This window comes from Sphingobacterium sp. R2 (assembly GCF_040760075.1).
In the GTDB taxonomy this organism is placed as follows: domain Bacteria; phylum Bacteroidota; class Bacteroidia; order Sphingobacteriales; family Sphingobacteriaceae; genus Sphingobacterium.
In genome coordinates this window covers 133,475-158,309 of sequence record NZ_CP142884.1, presented here as the reverse complement: position 1 = coordinate 158,309, position 24,835 = coordinate 133,475, and the positions used below count along the sequence as shown (strand labels likewise).

21 protein-coding genes, 1 other RNA gene and 1 pseudogene are annotated in these 24,835 nt (G+C 38.1%); 10 read left to right on the top strand and 13 right to left on the bottom strand.

Going from position 1 to position 24,835, the window contains the following annotated elements; translation table 11 throughout:
* Nucleotides 1–11 precede the first annotated feature (11 nt).
* The 3 genes from VXM68_RS00725 to VXM68_RS00715 form a co-directional block, all read right to left on the bottom strand.
* Nucleotides 12–995, bottom strand: coding sequence for a DUF6625 family protein (locus tag VXM68_RS00725; protein WP_367210165.1), 984 nt, complete (start codon nt 993–995; stop codon nt 12–14).
* Nucleotides 996–1,008: 13 nt separating this feature from the next.
* On the bottom strand, nt 1,009–2,355 hold the full coding sequence (locus tag VXM68_RS00720; RefSeq protein WP_367210164.1) for a radical SAM protein: 1,347 nt from the start codon (nt 2,353–2,355) through the stop codon (nt 1,009–1,011).
* A gap of 72 nt (nt 2,356–2,427) precedes the next feature.
* Entirely contained in the window at nt 2,428–2,601 is a 174-nt protein-coding gene (locus tag VXM68_RS00715; protein ID WP_367210163.1) for a hypothetical protein, read from the bottom strand.
* Nucleotides 2,602–4,339: 1,738 nt separating this feature from the next.
* Here VXM68_RS00715 and VXM68_RS00710 point away from each other — a divergent pair.
* The 3 genes and pseudogenes from VXM68_RS00710 to VXM68_RS00700 all read left to right on the top strand — a co-directional run.
* Entirely contained in the window at nt 4,340–4,516 is a 177-nt protein-coding gene (locus tag VXM68_RS00710; RefSeq protein WP_367210162.1) for a hypothetical protein, read from the top strand.
* A gap of 87 nt (nt 4,517–4,603) precedes the next feature.
* On the top strand, nt 4,604–4,963 hold the full coding sequence (locus VXM68_RS00705; protein ID WP_367210161.1) for a hypothetical protein: 360 nt from the start codon (nt 4,604–4,606) through the stop codon (nt 4,961–4,963).
* Nucleotides 4,964–5,135: 172 nt separating this feature from the next.
* Nucleotides 5,136–5,378 (top strand): annotated as a pseudogene (locus tag VXM68_RS00700) (recombinase family protein); the annotation flags it as partial.
* A 725-nt stretch (nt 5,379–6,103) separates the two neighbouring features.
* Here the strand turns inward: VXM68_RS00700 and ssrA are convergent.
* Both ssrA and VXM68_RS00690 read right to left on the bottom strand, forming a co-directional pair.
* Nucleotides 6,104–6,471, bottom strand: a transfer-messenger RNA (tmRNA) gene (gene ssrA, locus VXM68_RS00695).
* A 257-nt stretch (nt 6,472–6,728) separates the two neighbouring features.
* A complete protein-coding gene (locus VXM68_RS00690) occupies nt 6,729–8,759 on the bottom strand; it encodes a M3 family metallopeptidase (RefSeq protein WP_367210160.1) in 2,031 nt (676 codons plus the stop codon).
* A gap of 96 nt (nt 8,760–8,855) precedes the next feature.
* Between VXM68_RS00690 and VXM68_RS00685 the strand changes: the two genes are divergently transcribed.
* Nucleotides 8,856–9,383: a hypothetical protein gene (locus VXM68_RS00685; protein ID WP_294187339.1), complete on the top strand. Its 528-nt coding sequence runs from the start codon at nt 8,856–8,858 to the stop codon at nt 9,381–9,383.
* A gap of 119 nt (nt 9,384–9,502) precedes the next feature.
* Here VXM68_RS00685 and VXM68_RS00680 read toward each other — a convergent pair whose 3' ends face one another.
* A complete protein-coding gene (locus tag VXM68_RS00680) occupies nt 9,503–10,708 on the bottom strand; it encodes a pyridoxal phosphate-dependent aminotransferase (protein WP_367210159.1) in 1,206 nt (401 codons plus the stop codon).
* A 269-nt stretch (nt 10,709–10,977) separates the two neighbouring features.
* Between VXM68_RS00680 and VXM68_RS00675 the strand changes: the two genes are divergently transcribed.
* The 4 genes from VXM68_RS00675 (at nt 10,978) to VXM68_RS00660 (ending at nt 15,485) form a co-directional block, all read left to right on the top strand.
* The gene (locus tag VXM68_RS00675) at nt 10,978–11,967 is read left to right on the top strand and encodes a cation diffusion facilitator family transporter (RefSeq protein WP_367210158.1); all 990 of its coding nucleotides are present in this window, start codon (nt 10,978–10,980) and stop codon (nt 11,965–11,967) included.
* A gap of 146 nt (nt 11,968–12,113) precedes the next feature.
* Nucleotides 12,114–13,904, top strand: a complete 1,791-nt coding sequence (lepA, locus tag VXM68_RS00670; RefSeq protein WP_293953281.1) for a translation elongation factor 4 — start codon at nt 12,114–12,116, stop codon at nt 13,902–13,904.
* A gap of 64 nt (nt 13,905–13,968) precedes the next feature.
* The gene (locus tag VXM68_RS00665) at nt 13,969–14,856 is read left to right on the top strand and encodes a bifunctional 5,10-methylenetetrahydrofolate dehydrogenase/5,10-methenyltetrahydrofolate cyclohydrolase (RefSeq protein ID WP_293953283.1); all 888 of its coding nucleotides are present in this window, start codon (nt 13,969–13,971) and stop codon (nt 14,854–14,856) included.
* An 86-nt stretch (nt 14,857–14,942) separates the two neighbouring features.
* Nucleotides 14,943–15,485: a hypothetical protein gene (locus tag VXM68_RS00660; protein WP_293953285.1), complete on the top strand. Its 543-nt coding sequence runs from the start codon at nt 14,943–14,945 to the stop codon at nt 15,483–15,485.
* Between the two features lie 93 nt (nt 15,486–15,578).
* Here the strand turns inward: VXM68_RS00660 and VXM68_RS00655 are convergent, their stop codons facing one another.
* Nucleotides 15,579–16,448, bottom strand: a complete 870-nt coding sequence (locus VXM68_RS00655; RefSeq protein ID WP_367210157.1) for a serine hydrolase — start codon at nt 16,446–16,448, stop codon at nt 15,579–15,581.
* Nucleotides 16,449–16,602: 154 nt separating this feature from the next.
* On the opposite strand from VXM68_RS00655, the gene VXM68_RS00650 reads away from it, so the two are divergent.
* Entirely contained in the window at nt 16,603–17,145 is a 543-nt protein-coding gene (locus VXM68_RS00650; protein ID WP_293953288.1) for a DUF1543 domain-containing protein, read from the top strand.
* Between the two features lie 61 nt (nt 17,146–17,206).
* Here the strand turns inward: VXM68_RS00650 and VXM68_RS00645 are convergent, their stop codons facing one another.
* The 6 genes from VXM68_RS00645 to VXM68_RS00620 form a co-directional block, all read right to left on the bottom strand.
* The gene (locus VXM68_RS00645; RefSeq protein ID WP_293953291.1) at nt 17,207–18,691 is read right to left on the bottom strand and encodes an amino acid permease; all 1,485 of its coding nucleotides are present in this window, start codon (nt 18,689–18,691) and stop codon (nt 17,207–17,209) included.
* 131 nt (nt 18,692–18,822) lie between these two features.
* The gene (locus VXM68_RS00640) at nt 18,823–19,470 is read right to left on the bottom strand and encodes an NAD(P)-dependent oxidoreductase (RefSeq protein WP_293953293.1); all 648 of its coding nucleotides are present in this window, start codon (nt 19,468–19,470) and stop codon (nt 18,823–18,825) included.
* 7 nt (nt 19,471–19,477) lie between these two features.
* The gene (locus VXM68_RS00635) at nt 19,478–19,891 is read right to left on the bottom strand and encodes an Rrf2 family transcriptional regulator (protein ID WP_201638667.1); all 414 of its coding nucleotides are present in this window, start codon (nt 19,889–19,891) and stop codon (nt 19,478–19,480) included.
* Between the two features lie 115 nt (nt 19,892–20,006).
* Complete coding sequence (locus VXM68_RS00630) at nt 20,007–20,693, bottom strand: hypothetical protein (protein WP_293953299.1); 687 nt, start codon at nt 20,691–20,693, stop codon at nt 20,007–20,009.
* Nucleotides 20,694–20,845: 152 nt separating this feature from the next.
* Nucleotides 20,846–22,792 carry a M1 family metallopeptidase gene (locus VXM68_RS00625; RefSeq protein WP_294187322.1) on the bottom strand — a complete coding sequence of 649 codons (1,947 nt, stop codon included), beginning with the start codon at nt 22,790–22,792 and terminating at the stop codon, nt 20,846–20,848.
* 170 nt (nt 22,793–22,962) lie between these two features.
* Nucleotides 22,963–23,310 carry an ArsC family reductase gene (locus VXM68_RS00620; protein WP_293953303.1) on the bottom strand — a complete coding sequence of 116 codons (348 nt, stop codon included), beginning with the start codon at nt 23,308–23,310 and terminating at the stop codon, nt 22,963–22,965.
* A gap of 324 nt (nt 23,311–23,634) precedes the next feature.
* Between VXM68_RS00620 and fbaA the strand changes: the two genes are divergently transcribed.
* Entirely contained in the window at nt 23,635–24,714 is a 1,080-nt protein-coding gene (gene fbaA, locus VXM68_RS00615; RefSeq protein ID WP_293953305.1) for a class II fructose-bisphosphate aldolase, read from the top strand.
* Nucleotides 24,715–24,835 lie beyond the last annotated feature (121 nt).

The window sequence follows — 24,835 nt, the reverse complement described above, 5'->3', positions numbered from 1 at the left end:
CGTTGGGAAAATTAAGCAAAAGCGCCGCAAGCACGAAATTTTCCTGATAAGCCCTTTTGGTATGCGCCAAATATTATTTGAACTAAGGGTTCCTTTAAATAAATTGCCGTATTAAGTGTTGGTAATTCTGTTTGTAAACCAAATCTTTCCTTTGGAAAACGCACTAAATGAGGAGTGAATTCAAAAATATCAGGAATCTTGGCAGGTGTAAGGCCATTAAATGTCGGCCTTCCCTTTATTTGCATAATATGGTATAAAAGTGCCTCGATTTGATTTTCTACACAGAGACTCCCATTCGCCCAAACAACGCTTCCGGGCGTACCTTCTAAAGCAAATAGTTCAAAGCAAGCTCTTAACGTACCTTTTTTTTCCTCTCTCTTGATCACGAATGTCATAGCATCAATATGATTTTGAATGCTTTCTATCGATCTACCAGCAATTAATGCTCTGTGATGGTACGAACATTCATCAAAACAATAGCTTTTAGGGGACCCTAATACATGGATATAATCTTTACTTTTTCTAAAGAGCGTATTTATATGTAGCTCATTTCGATACAGCATAAAAAATCCAGAAGTATACTCATGCCTAACTGAAATTATATCATAATTGGCCAATAAATCATCGTTGATAAATTTTCTTATTCTACCAAATACGACATCAATATCACAATGTCCCCAGAAATCATAATTACCTTCCTCAATTATGTCGCTAAATATAACTCCATAGCATGGTTTAAAATCACAAAGTTTATATGGTCTGTCAATTTGTATTTTAAATCCCAGCCGCTCCTGAACTTTAATCTTAAATTCACTAAAACTCGATGGGATTATAGTAATATTGTTTGGAAGAACTATTTCCGGAGTGGAGTCGGATACAATATAGAAATGCACATCTGGGTTGAATTCGCAAGATTTAGAAAAGTATGGGAAATACCAAGGGAACTCCCCGAAGAAGGCGCAAAACAAAGCTATTCTATAATGCTGTTTTACCATATTTTATATGATATTAAACCGATGCATTTTGAAACAACTCACTATTTGAATGGCTTAGATAAGCAAGCGCTAACATGTCCTCAATGTTATATTTATAATCTGGGCAGGGGATATGGCCATCTTTCCATGATTTAGGACAGCCTCCTCCGCAAATCGGTAAAATCCTGCAATCAGTACATGGAAATTTTCCATCCAATATTTCATCATTCCAACTTGAGTAATTCCGATCCTCAACCTGTAGTAAATCTACAGCTTTAATGTGCCCGAGTTTCTTAGCTGCTGCATCAGCTGGTACCAGTGGCAACTCACTACAATCGTATAAGTAACCATCGGTTTGCATATAAAGGGCATCATCGGTAACAGCCTGACAGATGACTTTTACACGTCCCGGTAAGGGAACATTAGTCATGAACCCTAACTCCATCAATTTAATGTAACAATCAATTTTAAAATCAGCAAATTCTTGAATGGTATTGCTTCTTAAATGCGCATCATTTCCCCAAGCGTGGATAGGAGCGATGTCAAATCGTTTAATTTTATTTTGGAATTGGCGTTCAGCTAATAGATCTAATAAAGGAAATACATCATCTTGATTATATCTGTCTACATTGATCCTCAATTGAATATCTATTTGTTCTTTTTCAATGTCATAATAATGAAGTACATCTGCTAAATTCTTCATAATGGTATCAAAAGAAGGACCATCTCCCTTTGTGGGTCTTCTCAGATCATGGGATTTGGCGGTTCCATCAAGTGAAATAGTAATGTCCCTGACATCGTGTTCTATAAGCTTTCCAAGATATACCCTATTAAAAAGGAGCCCATTCGTAGTAATTCTGGCAGAATAGCTACAGCCATTTCTTTCAGCAATTCTTCTCAAATCAGGAGATAGCTCTTCGATAACACTCATCCCAAGAAGCGGTTCTCCTCCGAACCAACCAATCGATAAATGATTTTTTTCAGGTTGCGCGACACCCTTCTCGATATGCGCCAAAATATCTGCGTATACGTTTTTGTCTACTTTTCCTGGACTATGCACTTGCCCGCAATAATGACATCCAAGCTGACAATTCGAAGAAGGGAAAATAGTAAACGAAAAAACATTCCTGTTTGTCACGACTCGTTTGTTTTCTCTTATTATGTTTTCCAATTCATTTAAATTGGCATCTACGAGAATTCCTGCTTCGATAAATTTATTAACCGTCTGCTCACCGAAATCTAGATTGTTCTCTTTTAGCTTTGTATAGACTTCGTCGTTAATTAGCAACATTTTTTCAGTAATAAAGCTATATATTAAACGATTATATTCATTAATATAATCCGTTATTGCGATATATTTTGAAACTTTTAGTTTTTCCATAATTTTAGAATATTAAGGGATGGACAAAAGCGTCCATCCCTGGTTAGGCCAGCATTGGCCCTAAATTGATTATTAGCAGCTACAACCTGAGTTAGGGCAGCTACAACCACTGTTTGTTGTACCTCCGGTGATTTTTTCTGCTAAATCATCGGAAACAAACTCGACTTCCTGATCAACAGGCTTAGTCATTTCCACTTTCTGTTCCTTGTTTTTTTGGAACAGATCTTTCAATTTTTCGTTCTTCATACTATGAAAAATTAAGGTTTAAAAAATTGTTTAATATCCTGTGTTATATCAGGCTACTTATCGATTTTCTACAAATTATTAAGTTGATTTTGAAATTTAAAATATTCTCGACCAACGCAATTTTGACCTATATAAAGTATGGGGTTTGCTCGATGAAATAAGTTTAATGCTATATTTTAGCTGCCTGAATCCGTTAGTATTGTCAATCATTCACCTTTTCGAATTCGTTTCTTTTTTCTGAATTTAGATGGAAAATGCCCTAACCGTATTTAATCGGATCATTGTTGTTAATCTTATTTATTTCCATTCTTTTTTCTATGCGGAGTTATTATTCAAGGAAGAAAAGGCTTTTGTTAACCGTCTTTCGATGTTACCCGTACTTTTGATAATATTCCGATTACCGAGATCTTTAAATATGATTTGGATGGTAGTTCTGAGGATCCGGTCTATTAGCAGAAAACATGGGTAAGGGACTCGTAAGTATCAGTGGAAATGACCTGTTTCATAAATAGTAAGGGGAGGATTTATAACGTTTATGGCGCTGATACGAATTTTGAAAATCAAAGGGACACAATAACAATCATTCCTGTGTTGCCTTGTTCACGATATGAACAGCAATTCCGGAAACTTAGGACTGTTGCAATCCTTTATATTCATTATCTCTTCGATTCGAAAGAAGTATAAATTATTTTAATAAAACCTTTGGTTCGATTGTGCTTATTAATTCCTAGCTCACATTTCTTGCAGATTCTTACTTCTTTTCCAATATTGGTGTTTTTGAAAAACCAAATTTGGTCATATATAATATTGCAATTATCACACTTGCATCTTTCAAGTAGTAGTTTCCCCAAATACTTCTTATCAAATTTGAATCAATATTTTTGGTGTACTTTTAGGTTATTAGAACCTTTTGTCTTATTCAGTTTCTTATGTGCCTTAGCTCCTTTATTGAAGGTGAATAATGATTGAAAATACTTATGACGCTCTTTATAGCTAATGTCCGAATGTTCGGAGTTCAAATGTTGTTTCAGATCTTCCTTATTTGTAAAGTTGAAACTACAATAATTGCATTTATCCATAATTATGATCTTTGACAATGAAAGTAATCAATTATTTATATAAAAAAATGTCATGTGGGTTAGTATCAAATTTCACAGCAGTAATATGATGAATCTTTATATCTTGTATATCTATGGATAAGATAAAGTCTCGATGATCTTTATTTTTTGCGATAATTATATCCTTGTCCAACAGATCATCATAAAATTTCCGTTCAATAATTTTCTTTTTTCTACTTTTCTTCACCACACGATATTCCCACTCCCATCCCTCATCTGTATAGGAGCCTAAATCTACATCTAATTTCCATGAATAGGGTTTTACTTCCTTTTTTCCAAAAGTCCAGTGGTGAAAAAGCCAACTTAAGAATACTTATTTCTATTCTTTTATCAGGTTTGCATTTTTACACATTGCAATCCAAAAGTGAAAACAGCATAATTTATAAGTTAGATTTCAACAATAACGAAGGTATTGTTGAGGTTGAAAGGTCAATCTGGAAAATCCTAAACTGGAGTTTTCATTAGATTACCGTGCCTAGATTGATTTTCGTTCCTAATCTTTAATTCGTCGAGGAAATTGTAACTTTGGTATGGGGCAGTGTGGCATTCGTCGAGAAAACTTGGTAAAGTATATAATAAGATCTATACTTACTGCAAGAACTGAACCTTTACATTTCAAAATGAAAAGAATTAAAACCTTAACATTTCTTTTTGCGGCAGTAGCTTTATACTTCTTTAATTCTTGTTCCCAGTCCAGGGAGGATAAATATATCGGTTATTGGATTGAAGATGAGAAAGAGCATTCAGAAGTGCTTGAAATAAAGAAGAAGGGCGATAAACTGTATCTAAATAGTTAGGATATAGAAGTACCTGCAACATACAATAAAGAGGATAATACTCTGAGCGCCCAACTAACAAACGGTCTTGCCTCTGTAACCATTTTGATGAACCTGATGGAAGACGCTGATAAAATGAAAATGAGCATTGGGAGTAAGGGAACGAATTTTTCAAGGGTTTCAAAAGAAAAAGCAGTGGAATATAAGAAAGCGTATGAAGCTTATTACGACCCCAAATTTTTTGTCGGTGAATGGAAAAGCGATGTAGAAAAGGAAGCCTCCTTAAAAATTATCAAAGAAGAGAATTCATACTATTATGTTAGTGACTTTCTGGGAAAAAAGAAATTGTCTTACGATAGCAAGAAACATCTTCTGACTGGAAATATAGGGTTTTCGAGTATCACTTTTAGAAGAAGTATTGATAAAGAGATTACCTATAGCAATCGGACATATAGAAAGTGGACTTGAATTTTTAATGGGAAATTCTGAAAACATTAAAAGACAGAATGACATAAATGCAGGAATCTATACCGCTAAAGCAGTTTAAGGACTTTGGATCTAAGGCGGGCGTGCTCCATTTGGTTATAAAAAGGAAGGTAAGAATGAGGACCGTCGTCTAGTAGTTAATGAAAGTGAAGCGATTGTCGTTAGATATATTTATGATGCTTTTATATCAGGAGTTGCTTTATACAAAATTAAGGAAAAGGCTATAGAAATGAGTTTAAAACGTACGGCAACTACAGCCGTGGAACGAATTCTAACAAATCCTTTGTATTATGGATTCCAACATGTCAAAGCGTGGAAACATAATCCAGGTGGTTTATACCCACTAAAAAATCATGAACCTATTGTTGATCCAACGACTTGGAAGTTAGTAAATGAAAAAATAAAAAGAGGTAGTAAAGAACGGAAAATTTATGACGACAAGATTCAACTTCGTGGAGTTTTACGCTGCCACTGCGGAAAACTATTAACGGGTGCTGCTAGTAGAGGGAAAATGGGAAAATATTATTATTACTATAAATGTAGTATTGCTAGTGCCCATAATAATATAAATTCTGAAAAAGCTCACAAACAATTATCTGGTGCTTTAGAATTAATGAGTCTTCCTGAAAAATTAATATCCAGTATAAAGCAGAAGAGTGAGGTTGAGATGGAGATAACTTTAAAAGAACATAAGACATTATTAAAACAGCACCAAATCGAATACGAGCAAGCAGGCGAAAAGCTTATGTCAATCGAAGAAAAATGGATTACAAATCGGATTCAACATGATACATATGAAAGATGGCATAATGAGTTGACTACTAAAAAAGAATCTCTTAAAGAACAAATTGAAAAGCTAAGACATAATGGAGATAGGACATTTTCATTGTTACGAGATCAATTATTTTATCTTTCAGACCTAAATTACGTCTATACAGAAGCTACCACAATAGAAAAGCAAGAACTCATTAAAATGGTGTTCGACGATTATTTATACTATGAAAATGGTATCTATCGAACTCCATATATTATGGAGCTATTTATTCATAATGTATTGAAAATGAGAGAAATGGGTTATTTAAATTATACAAAAAAACGGGATAATTTTTCAATTATCCCGTCAAGTGGAGCTGGAGAGATTCGAACTCTCGTCCAGTCATGGTACTGTATACGCTTTCTACATGTTTAGCTTCTCTTTAATTGTCGGGCGAGGGAAGGTGAGTCGCTTACCTATACCGTACGCCGTAGTTGCTGTTTCTCACAAGTGCTTAGCAACATCACACTTGCCAGTTCTATTGTTCGATGCCCCGAATGTTAAACCAAAGAACAGGATCTAACGGGACAAATAGCTATGTTAAGTCTAACTTAAGCAGCTAAGGCGTAGTTTTCTTCGCCAGTTATAATTCTGAAAGTTCAGATTAAAGTGCTCTACTAACAACGCACTACATGCTTACATAACCGTCTCCATCCTGTCAATTCCGGTCAACCCCAATTATGTCTTACAAAGGTACTATTTTTTTGCTTAATCGGCAAGATATGCGCGATTCTTGTTTAATACCTTGGTTCTGAATGGAAAACAATTGATACGTTAATAAAATTGCTTAAGAATCGAACCTTGTTTGATTGGCAGAGTGATCGCTTATTTTTTGCAGGGACTTTGATAGGCAAGGAAGTTCTGGATTGACTTATGTTTTCAATTAAAAAGCTGAATATTATATCCAGCTTTTTAATGATTTTATCAATCCAATTATTTGATCAACCCAGCTCTTTTCAATAAAGGTTCTACCGAAGGTTCTTGTCCGCGGAACCGTTTGTAAAGAACCATTGGATGTTCTGTGCCGCCTCTCGAAAGTATATTATCCTTAAATTTGGTTGCGATTTCCTTATTGAAAATACCGTTTTGTTTAAAGTAGTCAAATGCATCTGCATCCAGTACTTCCGCCCATTTATAGCTGTAATAGCCCGAAGAATAACCACCATTGAAAATATGGGAGAATGCTGTACTCATGGCATTTTCCTTGACATCGGGATAGAGTTTTGTTGAGGCAAACTGTTCGTCTTCGAATGCTTTCAGATCCGAGATAGAAGTTGGATCCTGTCCATGCCAGCCCATATCCAATAGCCCAAAGCTCAGTTGGCGCATAGTCGCCATCCCCTCAAGAAAGGAAGCGCTTTCGCGGATCTTTTCGACTAGTTCCATCGGGATCACTTCGCCAGTTTCATAGTGTTTGGCAAATAGCTCAAGGGCTTCTTTTTCATAGCACCAGTTTTCCATCACCTGACTCGGTAACTCGACAAAATCCCAATACACAGATGTTCCAGATAGTGTAGGGTAAGTGCTGTCAGCGAGCATACCATGTAGGGCGTGTCCAAATTCGTGAAATAATGTTGTCACTTCCTGAAAGGTCAACAACGAAGGTTTTGAAGCTGTAGGACGCGTAAAATTGCAAACAATAGAGACATGAGGACGTTCTTGTTTACCATCTTGAATGTACTGTGGTTTGAAAGAGGTCATCCATGCCCCATTTCTCTTGCCTTTACGCGGGAAGAAATCGGCATAGAAGATAGCTACTAATTCACCATTGTCTTTACTGACTTCAAATGTTTGTACTTCTTCGTGGTAGGTATCTATTGTATCGACTTCTTTAAAGTTGATGCCAAACAAACGATGAGCCACTTCAAATGCACCATGTAAGACATTTTCGAGTTTGAAATAGGGTTTGAGCTTTTCATCGTCCAAATTAAAGCGTTCTTGTTTCAGCTTTTCGGCATAATAAGCACCATCCCATTTTTCCAATTGGTCTATGCCATTCAAGTTTTTTGCAAATTGGGATAATTCTGCAAACTCTTTCACTGCTGCTGGTTTCGCTTTTCCAAGTAGGTCGTTTAGGAATTCGGTGACTTTGCTTGGATTTTGTGCCATACGTTCGGCAAGGACAAAGTCTGCATGGGTGGCGTAGCCTAATAATTTAGCCCGTTCGAAGCGAAGTTTTACAATTTTAAGGACATTTTCCACGTTGTTGTGCTCGTTGTCCTGAAAAGCTTTGCGGCCTGCGGCGAGGGTAATTTCTTTGCGAAGTTCTCGATTGTCGGCATAAGTGACAAAAGGAAGATAGCTCGGGAAATCCAGGGTAAAAAGCCAGCCTTCTTTTTCGTTGGCTTTAGCCAAAGCATGGGCAGCTTCTACAGCATCCTCCGGAAGTCCAGCAAGATCTTTTTCGTCTGTTACCAACAGTTGATAGGCATTGGTTTCGGCCAGGACATTCTCCCCGAATTTCAATTTTAAAAGTGATAGCTCGGCATCTATTTCGCGGAGTTTTTCTTTCTGTTCATCATTTAAAAGTGCGCCGTTGCGTACAAAATCCTTATAGGATTTTTCTAATAAGGTGGTTTGCTCTGCCGTCAATGTCAGTTGGTCCTTCTGATCGTATACAGCCTTAACCCTTTTGAAAAGATCAAAATTTAAGGTGATATCATTGCCTAAAGCAGATAGTTTTGGGGCAACATCCTGTGCGATCTTTTCGAGATCAGCATTGGTTTCAGCGGAATGGAGATTGAAAAAGATATTGGACAAACGATCTAGTGTCTGTCCAGAGTAGGACATAGCAGCGATTGTATTGTCGAAAGTTGCCGTTTCGGGATTGTTGACGATAGCATCGACTTCATCTTTTGTCTTCTGAATAGCTTCATCAAATGCGGGAATATAATCTTCGTTTTTTATCTGTGAAAACGGAGCCGTGTCGTGCTGCGTTTTAAATTTCTCTGTTAAAATACTCATAGGAGTAAATGTAATAAATATTTGGCTGAAGCGCCAAAATCATTGTGAATAATGTGCTATGGATGATATTTTCCAAAAAATGGGTATCTTCGAAGCATGAAATTGAAATCTATTTATCTCCGGATGTTAGCGATCGGACTAGTTCTGATCATGACCATGGAGCTACATGCGCAGCAGTACTGTGATTCCCTGAAAAAGGAGATCCCAGCGTTCTGTAAGCTTCTGGATGACGATGCAAGGGTGGAGTTCCCAAAAGATTATGCTAAAATCGCTGCTTGTATGGAGATTGATTCCGTCACGGAGATGCTGCTGGGCTATGATATGGTCAAGATGAAAGCCTTACAATTGCAAAAGGTAAAAAGTAGGCTTTTCACTTACGGTGACTGGATGGATATGGTGGTGGAACTGAAAACGAGCAAGGAATACCGCAATGCCGTGCAGATGATGGAGTTGGTTCAGAACAAGATCAATCGTGCGGACTGGGATCAATTGTTGAAGTTGATGAAAGAGAGTATGTTACCTAGTCATCTCGAGGCTCTTGAGCTGGACAGGGTAGAGAAAATGCTTTTTGACCCGAAGAATAAGGGTAAGAAATTCATCGACGTGATGGAGCATATCAAATAAAAAGGACGTATTTGAATATACCGTTGTGGAACATAAAGGGAGATTGATACAACTGAAATTGATAAAAAAATGGGCTATCCAATTTTCTTGGATAGCCCATTCAGTATACTGTGTATTGATTATGCTAATTTGCCTAATGCTTCTTTGATTCTTTTTAAAGCTTCGATCAAACTTTCATCTGAAGCTGCATAGGACAAACGGATGTAGTTGTCGTTACCAAATGAATCTCCACCTACAGTGGCTACGTGACCAACATTCAATAAGTACAAAGCCAAATCAGATGAGTTTTTAATGACATTACCATCTTGGTCTTTTTTACCAAAGAAAGAAGAGATTTCTGGGAAAAAATAGAATGCACCTTCTGGTAGATTTGTTCTTACGCCAGGGATTTCACTCAATAGATCGTATACCAATTGGCGACGACGAGCGAACGCTTCTTTCATTTTGTTGACAGATTGTAATCCTTGTTCATAAGCAACGATACCCGCACGTTGAGAAATTGAACAGGTACCTGAGGTTGTCTGTCCTTGTAACTTATCATTTGCGGCGGCAATGGTTTTGTTAGCAGCGATATAACCTAAACGCCATCCCGTCATTGCAAATGCTTTTGAAAAACCATTGATGATGATCACTCTATCTTTAATGCTTTCAAATTGTGCGATGGATTCGTGTTTGTCTACAAAGTTGATGTGTTCGTATATTTCATCCGATAAGATAAATACCTGTGGATGTTTTTCGAAAACTTCGGCTAATGCAGCCAACTCATCTTTGCTATAAACTGTTCCGGTAGGGTTGTTTGGCGAAGAGAACATGAACAATTTGGTTCTTGGTGTAATTGCCGCTTCCAATTGCGCTGGTGTAATCTTAAAGTTATTGTCGATTTCTGTATTGATAAATACCGATTTTCCTTCTGCTAAAACGACCATTTCAGAGTATGATACCCAATAAGGTGTTGGGATAATTACCTCATCACCAGGGTTGATCAAAGTCAAAATCACATTAGACAGGCTTTGTTTTGCACCTGTTGAAACAACAATTTGAGAAATATCATAATCTAAATTGTTTTCTGTCTTCAACTTGTTTACAATTGCCTGGCGCAATTCAGGGTATCCCGGTACAGGCGAATAACGCGTCCAGTTTTCATCTAGGGCTTTCTTCGCTGCATCTTTTACGTGCTCAGGCGTGTTGAAATCAGGTTCACCTACGCTAAGGCTAATTACATTAACGCCTTTTGCTGCTAATTCGCGGCCCAACTTGGTCATTTTAAGTGTAGCCGATTCGGACAAATTATTTATCCTGTCTGATAAGTATGATGATGTGCTCATGGTAAGACAAAGATATTACATACGTTGCAAATAATCTTCTTTATTTTTGATAATTTATAAAGAAAAATAGCCCTTTTATTGGGCTTTTTTAATAAAAAGGGCTGTCGGAGCGATTTAGCGCAGTTATTTACTTGTTTCTTGACTTCACATGTTTAAAACTAATCGATATGATCTGCCTTTATATCTTTACCTTTGTTCTCACAAAATGTTAGCAGGGCATCAATTTCATGGTTTGCTAACATAAGTTTTTTATAAAGATTACAAGCATCATGTCAAGACAAAGTAGATTGGTCTTATTATCGCTTTTCACCGGGATAGGTTTGATGGTCGTGAAGTTTTTTGCTTATTTTTTAACAGATTCCAGTGCAATCTTTACAGATGCTGCGGAAAGTATCGTTAATGTGGTCGCTTCTGGTTTTGCATTTTATAGTATTTATCTTTCAGCGCAGCCAAGGGATGAGAATCATCCTTATGGACATGGTAAAGTGGAGTTCTTCTCTGTATTTTTAGAAGGTGGACTTATTTTTATAGCTGGCGCGATAATATTAGCCAAAGCCTGTTACAATCTTTTTTTTCCCGCAGCGTTAACACATCTTGAACAAGGGATTTATCTGATAGGCATTACATCTGTGATCAATTTTGCAGTGGGATTCTATATCATGAAGCGTGGCCGTGCATTAGGATCCATTACTTTGGTGGCAGATGGAAAACATTTACAGGTAGATGCCTATAGCACGATCGGATTGATATTGGGTTTGTTGCTGATGAGATTGACAGGTTTCCAATGGATCGATGTTGTTATTTCCATTATACTGGGGCTTTTTATTCTCTTCAACGGTTATAAATTGCTTCGTCAGTCGATCGGAGGATTAATGGATGAATCGGATACAGCGCTCGTACAGGATGTCGTCGAAATCTTGGAGCAGAATCGGAAAGATGAATGGATTGATGTTCATAATCTTCGTGTACAGCGCTATGGAAATGAGCTTCACGTTGATTGCCATCTTACACTTCCTAGTTATCTCGATCTCATTCAGGTACACGATGAAATCTCCGCTGTGGATAAAATTGTCAATAAAGAGATGTCGGTGCGGACTGAGTTTTTTGTTCATGCCGATCCTTGTCTCCCGCAGTGCTGCCAATATTGTCAGGTCGACAATTGCCCGATTCGTTCGGAGCAATTCCGAGAACGTATTTCTTGGGATACAGAAAATGTTACGCGGAATCAAAAACATTTTTTATATGCTATTGCCGAATAGCAAATGCGGTTTCTTTCTCTTACTTAATAACAATATTGTCTAGTCTGATTTCCTTGCATATAGTAAACTAAAAAAAAGCTAGTTTATATAAATATATATAAAAAAAGGTATCTTTGCCTTTTAGCAAAAGAGTTTAAAAATCCTATATGAAGCACATTCGTAATTTCTGTATTATTGCGCATATTGACCATGGCAAAAGTACTTTGGCAGACCGCCTTTTAGAGTATACCAATACCATCAGTCAGCGTGAAGCACAGGCACAATTACTTGATAATATGGATTTGGAACGTGAACGTGGTATTACAATCAAGAGTCACGCCATCCAAATGAATTATAAAAAAGATGGTCAGGAGTATATCCTGAATCTGATCGATACCCCAGGACACGTGGATTTTTCCTATGAGGTTTCGCGTTCAATTGCAGCCTGTGAAGGTGCTTTACTGATCGTGGATGCCTCTCAAGGTATTCAGGCACAAACTATTTCAAATTTATATCTGGCGTTGGAACATGATCTGGAAATCATTCCGATCCTCAACAAAATGGATCTTCCCGGTGCTATGCCGGAAGAAGTAAAAGATCAGATTGTGGATTTAATCGGTGGTGACCGCAATGCGATTATTCCTGCATCTGGTAAAACAGGTCTTGGTGTTCCGGATATTTTGGAAGCTATTGTGGAGCGTATTCCACATCCGGTGGGTGATCCTGATGGACCTTTGCAAGCCTTGATTTTTGACTCTGTTTTCAACTCATTCCGAGGAATCATGGCTTATTTTAAAGTTGAAAATGGTGAAATTCGTAAAGGTGACCGCGTGAAATTTGTTGCTACTGGAAAAGAATATTTTGCCGATGAAATTGGTACGCTGAAGTTGAATCAAGTACCCAAAGAAGTTATTAAGACCGGTGATGTAGGTTATATTATCTCTGGTATCAAGGAGGCACGTGAAGTGAAAGTGGGGGATACCATTACGCATAAAGATCGTCCTTGTTCTGAAGCTATCCAAGGGTTTGAAGAGGTGAAGCCGATGGTCTTTGCGGGTATTTATCCCGTCGATACCGAAGATTACGAGGAGTTGCGTGAATCGATGCACCGTTTGCAGCTGAACGATGCTTCTTTGGTGTTTGAACCAGAGTCGTCAGCAGCGCTGGGTTTCGGCTTCCGTTGTGGTTTCTTGGGGATGCTTCACATGGAGATTATTCAGGAACGCCTGGAGCGTGAGTTTGATATGACCGTTATCACGACAGTTCCCAACGTATCGTATAAGGCCTATATGACTAAAGATAAAGAGGAGGTGATCGTCCATAATCCTTCTGATCTACCTGATCCAAGTAAATTGGATTCAATTGAAGAACCCTATATCAAAGCTAATATTATTACGAAATCGGATTTCGTAGGACCAATCATGTCACTTTGTATCCAGAAACGTGGTACGATTATGAACCAGCATTATTTGACTTCAGATCGTGTTGAATTGGTTTTTGAGATGCCAATGGGAGAAATTGTATTTGATTTTTATGATAAGTTGAAAACAATATCAAAGGGTTATGCTTCATTCGACTACCATCAGATCGGTTACCGTAAGTCAGATTTGGTCAAATTAGATATCCGCCTGAACGATGAGCCAGTTGATGCTTTATCTTCGTTGATTCACCGCAGCAATGCTTACGATTTTGGTAAAAAGATTTGTGAAAAGTTGAAAGAACTTTTGCCACGCCAACAATTTGAAATTCGTATCCAAGCGTCAATCGGTGCAAAAATTATCGCACGGGAGACGATCTCAGCTTTACGTAAAGATGTTACGGCAAAATGCTATGGTGGTGATATCTCCCGGAAGCGTAAGCTTTTGGAAAAGCAAAAGAAAGGTAAGAAACGCATGCGTCAGGTTGGGAACGTAGAGATTCCGCAATCTGCATTTATGGCGGTATTGAAATTAGATTAATCAAAATAACACAATAATGAAGGAGCTCTTGGGCTCCTTTTAATTACAATAAAATCTCCTAAACATGAATCTATTAGATGGTAAACTAGTTTCCGAAAAAATTAAAGAGCAAATTGCGTTAGATGCGGCTGAATTTACTACACAGACTGGCCGTAGGCCCCATCTGGTTGCTATCCTTGTGGGGAATGATGGTGGTAGCGAAACCTATGTAGCTAGCAAAATGCGCAACTGTCAACTAGTCGGCTTTGAATCAACAAACATTCGTTATGACGAAAACATAACAGAGGATGAATTGATCGCTAAGGTCAAAGAAATCAATCAGGATGAGTCTATCGATGGTTTGATTGTTCAGTTGCCTTTACCAAAACATATTGATCCGGATAAAGTTACCGAAGCAATTGATTACCGCAAAGATGTGGATGGTTTCCACCCGATCAACCTCGGTCGCATGCAACGTAATCTTCCTTGTTTTATTCCAGCTACACCATATGGTATTATGCTGATGTTGGAGTATTATAAGATCGATACCGCAGGAAAGCACGCTGTAGTGGTTGGAAGAAGCAATATCGTGGGATCCCCCATGAGTATCTTACTGGCTCGTAATTCCAATCCAGGTAATTGTACAGTGACATTAACACATAGTCGCACAAAAGATCTTAAAGCGGAAGTTTTGCGTGGAGACATCGTTGTTGCAGCAATTGGTAAGAAAAATTTTGTTACTGCAGACATGGTTAAAGACGGTGCAGTAGTGATCGATGTAGGTATCAATAGAGAAGTTTCTACAGAAACTAAATCTGGATTTAAGTTATATGGGGATGTTGATTTTGAAAATGTCGCTCCTAAAGCGTCGTGGATTACACCCGTACCTGGAGGAGTTGGGCTAATGACTATCGTGGGTTTATTGAAAAATACATTAGAAGCCGCGAAAGGAACAGTCTATCCAAAGCAATAATTTTTCTATTTGGCATAGAAGTTGTAAATTCATGTATATGTGCTCTGATGAGCATTTGAAAAACTACACTTATCAATCAATTTATAATGAAAAAAATTGCACTTTTAGCAGTCGTGGCAGGGACATTGGTGATGTCTTCTTGCAACAATTCGGAGAAAAGAGATACTGTATCTACCGATTCAGCTCAGACAGTTGGCGAGCACGTAGACGCAGCAATAGCAGATTTAAAAAATGCGGAGGAAAATGCTCGTTTAAAAGCCGAGCAGGCAAAAAAGGATTTGGATGAAGCTATTGCGAAAGGCGATAAAGAAGCGGAGGAAAAAGCTCGTGCAGCTTCAGAAGAAGCGAATACCGCATGGGAAAAAACGAAAGCAGCATTGCGTAATGCTGGAGAGGATGTGAAAGAGGGATTAAAAGACGCGAAAGATGCAACAGTAGATGCAACGAACACAGCAGTTGATAAAACAAAAGATGCTGCAAAAGATGTCGCTCAAGGCACGAAAAACGTTGCGAATGATGTCGCTAACGGTACGAAAGATGCTGCTAAAGATGTAAAAGATGCTTCCAAAAAAGTTGGTGACGATATTAGCAGAAAAGCTAAGAATGTTGGTGAAGCATTGAAGAACTAAAAACTATATTGAACCTTATTAATATAATAAAGGGACACATTGAACGGTGTCCCTTTATTATAAAGTTTCATTTTATAATATAGTCTTAACTTTTTATTGATAATAATCCCATAGCAATTTGGAAAGTTTCCGGGTGAGGACTTCAGCTTCATTGGTTTTTCCCCAACTTTTATCAGCATTATTCTTGGTGAATATACTGAAAACATAATCTCCCTTCGGTGCATTGACTAAAATAACCTCATTACGTACATCGTCTAGAGATCCTGTTTTCGATGCCGTTTTTACAGTTGCCGGGATTTGTGAGAGCCCTCGTTCATCATAGAACATATTCCCCAAAAGGCGATACATCTGATCGGAAGATTTTGCAGATACAACTTTTCCTTCTCGGATCAATGTTACCAATTCAGCCATCTCCTTAGGGGTTGTCTGCCCCCAGCCATATCGTTCCCAATCCAATTTTCGTCCCTCAGTCTTTGAGTTGACAAGGGTGTTCACTAGTCGAAGGTCGGTCATTAATTTATTAATTGCGCCCCCACCTCCCGCGAGTTTCTGATTCCAGATACTGGTTACATTATCGCTATACGACAGCATTAGACCAATTAAGGTTTTTAGATCCACTTCTGTACTGTCATTAAAAAATTGCATGAGCCCAGAGCCACCATATTTTTGATTACTGCGGTACACCAATTGCTGGTCAAGCTGTAACTCACCTTTTTCAATTTTATCAAATATGCCAACTAAAATAGGTATTTTGACAATACTTGCAGTAGGAAAAATGCTGTCAGCCTGAATATTCACCTCTTTATTTTTTTTGAGATGATGTACATAAATGCCGACATCGCCCCGAAAACCTTGAACCAGCTGTTTTATTTTCGATTCGAGTTTTTTATCGGTGGAGGGTCTTTGCCCAAAGGACAATAGTGATAAAAAAACTAACGTAAATGATAGGAATATTTTGTGCATTGAGAACGTATAATACATGTTAAATGATGGATAATAGTTACTTTTATTATTTACAGGGCTTAAGTTATGAAATATCCATCATTCTTATGCATAAACACATATGAAAATAAATGGGATATTTTAACAGGGATATTGAAAAACTGATTAGTATATTATGAAATTATTTATGATTTTGATCGGCTGTAAACCGAAAAGTAGACGAACAGAGCAGCATGATATTTTCTTTGGAATTGGTGATGAACTTAAAGATTTTGTCGATCCCATTAGAGATTTTTGGCCAGAGGCTGATGGTAAAATTCACATTGATGCTTACCGTATTGTCCATAAGGTCGGAGAGTATGAAATCAACATCGTTGAGAGGAGTGATGAACAAACTAATGATTCCGAATTGAAGTTGTTTTTTGTCAATTTAGGTGGCTACAAACCGAATGAATTTGATGAGTTCCACTACAAAGAAATTATTGTGGCATCCAGTTTGGCTAAGGCGACTGAAAAGGCTAAGCGTACTGTTTTTTGGAAGCACCACAGTTCGGCGCATATCGATGATAAGTATGGCTTGGATGTGGATGATATATATGAGATAGAGGATTTGCTAATACCAGCAGATAAGGATAAGTATTGTATTCAAATTAGACCAAATGTCGATCGGGAAGAGGATATTATATCTAACGGATATTTTAAACTAAGCGCGTTGTAGTTTACATATGTTCGTGATCTTTTTAAACAAAATAGGCTTCTTATAAAGAAGCCTATTTTGTTTAACCTATATTTTGTTGGTTCTGATGTTGTTTTCTAATGACACTATGCTTTTTACCATATACAAAGTAGATCAGCAATCCAATAGCAAGCCAGATCGCTAAACGTTCCCAACTTTCGATTGGCAATGAAGCCATCATTAAAATACAGACCAAGATACCCATGACCGGAACGAAAGGTACTAATGGCGTTTTAAATGGGCGTTCCAAATTAGGGTCAGTTTTGCGGAGCACTAGAATGCCTATGCAAACCAATGTAAAGGCAAACAATGTACCAATACTCACCATATGTCCAAGGTCCGAAACCGGAACAAAACCTGCGAATATACTCACGAATACCATAAAAATAGCATTGGTTTTCCAAGGTGTCTGTCTTTTGGATAGATCTGAAAATATCTTTGGCAGTAAACCATCTTTACTCATTGAATAAAATACACGGCTCTGACCAAGTAACATCACGAGAATAACTGAAGTATAGCCTGCAATAATCGTAATAATCAATGCTGTGTTTAGAAAATGATATCCTGTTTTCGCAAAAGCGGTAGCAACAGGTTTTGCGTCGCCTTTAAACATGGTATAGTTTTCAATACCAGTCATCACGTAGGAGAATAAGACATACAGAAGTGTGCAGATTATTAAAGAGCCGATGATGCCTATTGGCATACCTTTTTTAGGATCCTTTGCCTCTTGAGCAGCGGTGCTCACCGCATCAAAGCCTATGAATGCAAAAAATACAACGCCTGCTGCACGCAATACTCCACTGATGCCAAAGTGACCAAAATCATCACTCTTTAGAAATGACCAGAAGCTTTGTTGTCCACTTTTTACAAGCTCTTCACCTGCATTTACAGGAATAAATGGATCGTGGTTTGCCGGATTGATGAAGCTCCATCCCAAGGCGATAAAGATCAACACGACGCCGACTTTTAGAATCACCAATATATTGTTTACACGGGATGATTCCTGGGTGCCGCGCATCAATAGCAGCGAGAGTAGACAGACAATAACGATGGCAGGCAAATTGACAACTCCGCCTTCCCAAGGACCTTTGAGGAGGGTGTCTGGGAGTTGAATATGAAATATCATCAGGAGCTGATTGAAATACTGGGACCAGCTGACGGCTACTGTAGCTCCTGCTAATGCATATTCAAGTACAAGATCCCATCCGATAATCCAGGCAACAAATTCCCCCATTGTAGCGTACGAATATGTATATGCACTCCCCGCAACAGGAATCATAGAAGCAAATTCCGCGTAACAAAGACCTGCGAAGCCACAGCCTACTGCTGCGATAATGAAAGATAGGATAACAGCTGGCCCTGCATTTTCAGCGGCAGCAATTCCTGTTAACGAGAAAAGGCCTGCTCCGATGATGGCCCCAACTCCCAGGGCGATTAGACCCGAGCTCGACAGTGTCCTTTTTAGCGTGTGTTCACCATTTTCATTTGCCTCAGCAATCAGTTGAGGAATCGATTTTTTAAATAGCATAGGATTGATGATTTACGATTATTTAGCTTCTTAATTGTTTAATTAATGTCAAATATAAATGATATCAATGAAAAAAGGGAAGATTGCTCCTCCCTTTTGTAATAAATCTTAATCAAATGCTTATTTGGGTACTAATAGGCTGCTGTAAAGCGTTTATTGAGGAATTGTTTTTTTTCAATTTCATCTACTATTGCTACTGCAAGATCCTCAACTGATAGTCTAGAACGACCCTCCTGATCAAATACAGGAGTATCAAGGCCTGTGCGGTATTTTCCGGTACGTGTTCCACCAGCATGTGAATTCATTTCTATAGCAGGACTAAACATGGTCCAGGTAAGTTGATCTTCTTTCTGGATGGTATTCAGATAATCTGCTGCAGCTAATGCCCCAGGTTTAATTTCTTTGGGAAAATCCGGTGAATCGACCAGTCTATTCCCATCAATCAATAAACTCCCGGCACCACCAATAACAATGAAACGATTGATACCGGCATCTTTAACAGCCTGTTGGATGGCCAATGCACCTTTTGTAAAATCTTCATAAAGATTAGGGTTGGTCCATCCGGCATTGAAAGCCGAAACAACAACATCAACACCTTTTAGCGCAGAAACCAATTGATTATTATCATTGATATCTACTTGGAGTTTGGTTACTTTTTCACTCGATGTAATATTTTCGATGTGGCGGGCGATGGCGACTACGTCATAGTTACGGTCTACCAATTCTTTTACGAGATGAGATCCTACGTATCCTGTGGATCCAATTACTGCTACTTTCATGTTTCCTTTAATTAAATGTTTTGCTAAAATCAGCCAGGGTTATCTTTTCCAAACGCTGTACAATATCAGTGTCGACTTCCTGATACAGATCCTGGAGTTTGGAGTTGATATTTTTGCCCACAATACAGGCCGGATTGGGATTGTTAAATTTCCCGCCGAAATCGGTTTGCTTGGTGCTGATATAAATATCAGCCAAGGTAATCGTTGGATTCTCGGGATTTATGCGAATACCGCCACCCTTACCTTCTTTACTTGTCAGTAAAGATGCTGTTTTGAGAGATGCAATTTCTTTGCGAACCACACTTGCATTGACCTGGATGCTTGACGCAATATATTCAGAAGAAAGCCATTGATTTGACTCTTCTAACTGTGCCAGAACCATAATGTGTAATGCTGTTGCGAACCTCAAGTTGTGTAACATCCTCTGCTGATTTTTCTAAATTATAACACAAAGTAACAGAAAAGGTTTTAAACTGAAATAAAAATTATTACAGTTTAAAACCTTCTGACAATCACGTGATAAAAGTGTTTGTCTTTTATTTTTTCTCGTTAAATTTTTTATAGCTATCCATGATATAGACCTTCAGAGTCTCTTGGCTGCTGTTTTGAATAAATTTATAGGAAGGTCTAAACCTTTCCTTAAATAGGGCTAGGCTCGAACCACTGAGTGGAGTCAATTCTTTAATCAGATTCTCTGTAAATTTTCTGTCAACTGCTCTCTTCTCGAGTTCAGCTACCAGTAATTTATAATTTGAACGAGCTTGTTTTCCCTCTTTACTAAATATACGACTTGGAGAAATCCGTATGCCCCCGCGGTTCTGAGTTGCGTCCGAATATTTTCCTGCAGTCTTTTCGCGTTGTATTTCAGTAGCGAGTCTACTATCGGTCATCCGTTCGACAACAACTTCATTCAGCTGAATCACATTATTTATTCTGTTCAAATAGATTCTCCTCAGGCTATTATCGTAAATAAAGACTGTATCTTGTTCATAACCTACAGCTTTAATTAAAAGCAGGTCGTTAATCGCGGCATCAATAGCGAATGAGCCATCTCTATTAGTCTGTACTTCAGCCTTTGTTCTTAGATTTTGAATTTGTGCAGCTTCGATTTTCTCACCGCCGACCAGTTCCATAATAATTCCCTTTGTCTTTTCCTGTGCAATGAGATGTCCACTCATTAGCATAAGAAGTGAGCAGCTTAGAATCGCTTGTAATATTTTCATTCGAATAATTATAGTTATGTATTTTCAATCTATATATACAGTGTATTTACTATTTTGTTTATCAGCCTATTATCATGATCGTTTTATCACGATCGTTCTTTAGCCAAATGATTGTTCTTTCTTCAAAAGTAAAGAATACAATTTGAAATTGGCTAATTTGCTTTCCATGAGTTATTGTCAGGATTCTTATCCGGCATCACCATGTCTGGATCTATTTGTACGGATTGTAATGATTCTGCGGTTGGTATTTTAAACTGCCATACAGTATTCCTCTCCCATATTTCCACTGGCAGTTTTTTGCGTATCTTTTTTCCGGATACGGTTGTTGCTTCCACAGTCACGGGCATCGGCAATTTTTCCAAGTTCTCAATGGTAATAAGGGCACCAAATTTGGGATTATTGTTGACATAGGAAACAGACTTTATACTTTGGTCCATTTGCCAATTATTGACAAACCAGCCGCGCCAGAACCAATTTAGATTTTCTCCAGTACCATTTTCAATGGCTTTGAAGAAATCCTCAGGAGTCGGGTGTTTGTATGCCCAATCTTGGATGTACTTTTTGAAAGCATAATCGAATCGTTCAGAGCCGATAATTTCGTTCCGCAATAATTTAAGTCCATATGCCGGTTTGTAATAGACAAGAGCCCCAATATTACGTTCTTTCATATTTTGAGGTGTACTCATGATTGGTTCAAGATTACGGGCAGTAAATAGGTAAGATCTGCTAGCCTGACTGCGGTAATATTCGCCATTGTTAAATTCCTTTGTCGCAAGTTCATTTATAAATGTATTAAACCCTTCGTCCATCCATCCATGCTCACGTTCATTGGATGCAACAATCATTGGAAACCAATTATGACCAAATTCGTGGTTAGTGACTCCCCATAGGGATCCTGCTTTGGCTTGATGCCCACAAAATGAAAGAGCTGGATACTCCATACCACCAACATTGGAAGCGACATTGACAGCTACTGGATAGGGGTATTCAAACCAGCTTTTTGAATAGATTTCAATGGCCGCTTTCGTGTATTCTGTCGAGCGTTCCCAGGCATTGTTACTGTTACTTTCAATTGGATAGGCTGACAAAGCGAGGGATTTTTTCCCACTAGGCAGATTGATCTTCGCACCATCTAATATAAATGCCGTAGAGGACGCCCAGGCAATGTCTTGCGCATTATTAAGTTGGTACTTCCATGTTAAGGTTTTTTTGTCGGGTCTGGAGTTTTTGGCGTTAACTTCTTCTGCAGAACGGATGATCACGGTCTCATCGCTGCGCTGTGCCTGTTGGTATCGCTTGAGTTGCTCAGCCGTAAATACTTCCTGTGGGTTTAACAATTCGCCACCCAATACAACTATGTGGTTTGCCGGGGTGGTGATCTCAACCTGGTAGTTTCCGAATTCACGATAGAACTCTCCTGGTCCCGTATAAGGAAGAGTATTCCAGCCTCTAATGTCGTCATAGACACAAAGTCTTGGGAACCATTGCGCAATGGCATAGATTTTTCCGTTTTTTGTGTCAAGTATACCTGTACGGTCCGCACCGTATTTAGGAACGGTGTATTGGTATTTAATCTTAAAAGTTATTTTTCCACCTTTACTTTTTAACGCAGCAGGAAGTCGAAGTTGCATGCGAGTATCGTTAATGATATGTTCGATCGTATTTCCGTTAACATCCGTAACAGATTGTATCTGATATCCGCCGTCAAAAGTTGAGTTGCCATCACCGTAACGGCTGTCGGTCAAGGGGGAGATCAATTGACCACGTCCATGTTGTGAAAACATATTTTGATCTAATTGCAACCAGAGATAGTCCATATTGTCTGGGCTATTGTTACTATAGGTAATCTCAACTGCTCCTGTAATTTGATCATTTTGATCGTTCAAGGAAGCCTGTATTTTGTAGTCTGCTGCATTTTGCCAGTACGCCGGTCCTGGCTTTCCGGAAGCCGAGCGATAGTCATTGCCATTGTTTTTAAAGAATAGGGGAGCAAAGGCTTCGATATAGCTGTAGTTGGATGTTTTCTCCTGTGCAAAAACTGGATAAGCATAGCTCAACGCAACAAGGCTTAAAGAAGCCAGAGCAATTCTTTTCATCATACTTTTATTTAAATTATATTTATGTGCTCCAATATACAATGAAAAGTACACTGAGCCAAAAAAAAACGCGAACGACGTTTGATAATATACGGGATAAAAGAAGAATTGAAAGGCTTATTTTGGATAATCGGAGGCTTTTTAGCGCCTCCGTTGCGGAGAGTCTTTTGAAACTATTTTAAATTTGTTACGTACTCTTCTTCATTAAAACCGAGTAATATACCTTTCTTGTATTCAATAACAGGACGCTTAATCATACTTGTATTTTCTTGAAGTATTTTATTGGCGCTATCACTGTCAATGACTTGCTCTTGAGTTTCCGGAGACAACTTTTTCCACGTAGTTCCCTTTTTATTCACCAGAGCTTGCCAGTCTACCTGTGTTTCCCATTCTTTTAATTTATCCACACTGACTCCTTCTTTTTTGAAATCATGAAATTGAAAGGGAACATTATTGTCTTCCAACCATGTAAGTGCTTTTTTTACTGTGTTACAATTTTTGATTCCGTATACCTGTAGCATAATAGTGACTATTTGGTGAATCCAAATTTAATCAATCCCGATATAATTTTTAAAATAATTCATATTTCTGAATATTTCCAGAATGCCTTATCTGTAACAATAATAATTTTGGATATCGTGTTCTCGACGCCAATGAAAAAAGGAGCAGCCGGAAAGTTCCAATTCGTTGGGACAGTCAGGGTTTTATGATTTGTCAAGATTCTATCTAATTTTTGAAGTGATAGTGTATTTAGTACACTATAAAAATTAGGAAGTAATAATAATTTTTAATAATTTAGTAGCTTCAAGTTTAATGAAAATTTAAAATAAATCAATAACAGAAATATGAGCCTAAAAGATTTTAAAGGTGTATTGACAGGTGATCAAGTACAAGAGTTGTTCGAGGTTGCGAAGAAACATAAGTTTGCTTTGCCTGCGGTAAATATTATCGGAACAAACTCTATCAATGCGGTTATGGAAACTGCGAAGGCAGTAAATTCGCCTGTAATAATTCAATTGTCAAATGGTGGAGCGCAATTCTACGCTGGTAAAACTTTGAACAACGATAATTTACAAGCTTGCGTATTGGGAGCAGTATCTGCAGCACAACATGTTCATTTATTAGCTGAGCATTATGGTGTAGCAGTTATTCTGCATACAGATCACGCAGCTAAGAAACTCTTACCTTGGATTGACGGCTTGTTGGACGCTGGTGAAAAATTCTTTGCTCAGCATGGTAAACCATTATTCTCTTCACATATGTTGGACCTTTCGGAGGAACCTATTGAGGAGAACATTGAAATTTCAGCAAAATATTTGGCTCGAATGAAACCACTAGGTATGACTGTAGAAATTGAGTTAGGCGTTACAGGTGGAGAAGAAGATGGTGTTGACAACTCAGACGTAGATAGTTCAAAATTGTATACTCAGCCCGAGGAAGTTGCTTATGCTTTTGAAGAATTATCCAAGGTATCTGACAAATTTACAGTGGCAGCTGCATTTGGAAATGTTCACGGTGTATACAAACCAGGTAATGTAAAGTTACAGCCAGTTATTTTGCATAATTCACAAGAATATATTCGTGAAAAATATAATCTTGATGCTGAAAAGCCAGTAAATTTTGTATTCCATGGTGGATCTGGTTCTTCTCCTGAAGAAATTGCAGAAGCGATTTCGTATGGTGCAATCAAGATGAATATCGATACAGATATGCAATGGGCATTCTGGGACGGTGTGAGAGCATACGAAGCGAAAAACCATGATTATTTGCAAGGACAGATCGGTAACCCAGAAGGAACTGATTCTCCAAATAAAAAATATTACGATCCGCGTGTATGGTTGCGTAAAGGTGAGGAAGCATTTGTTGCCCGTTTGAAAGAAGCATTCGCTGACTTGAACGCTGTAGATGTAAATAGTAAGCTGTAGTCCAAGAAAGGAATAGCACAGAAAAAACGCCCTCAGAGAGGGCGTTTTTTCTATGTCAAAATAGGTTAAATATATCGTTTTTGATAGCAATTGGCTTGTTTTTTGACAATCAATGCTAAAA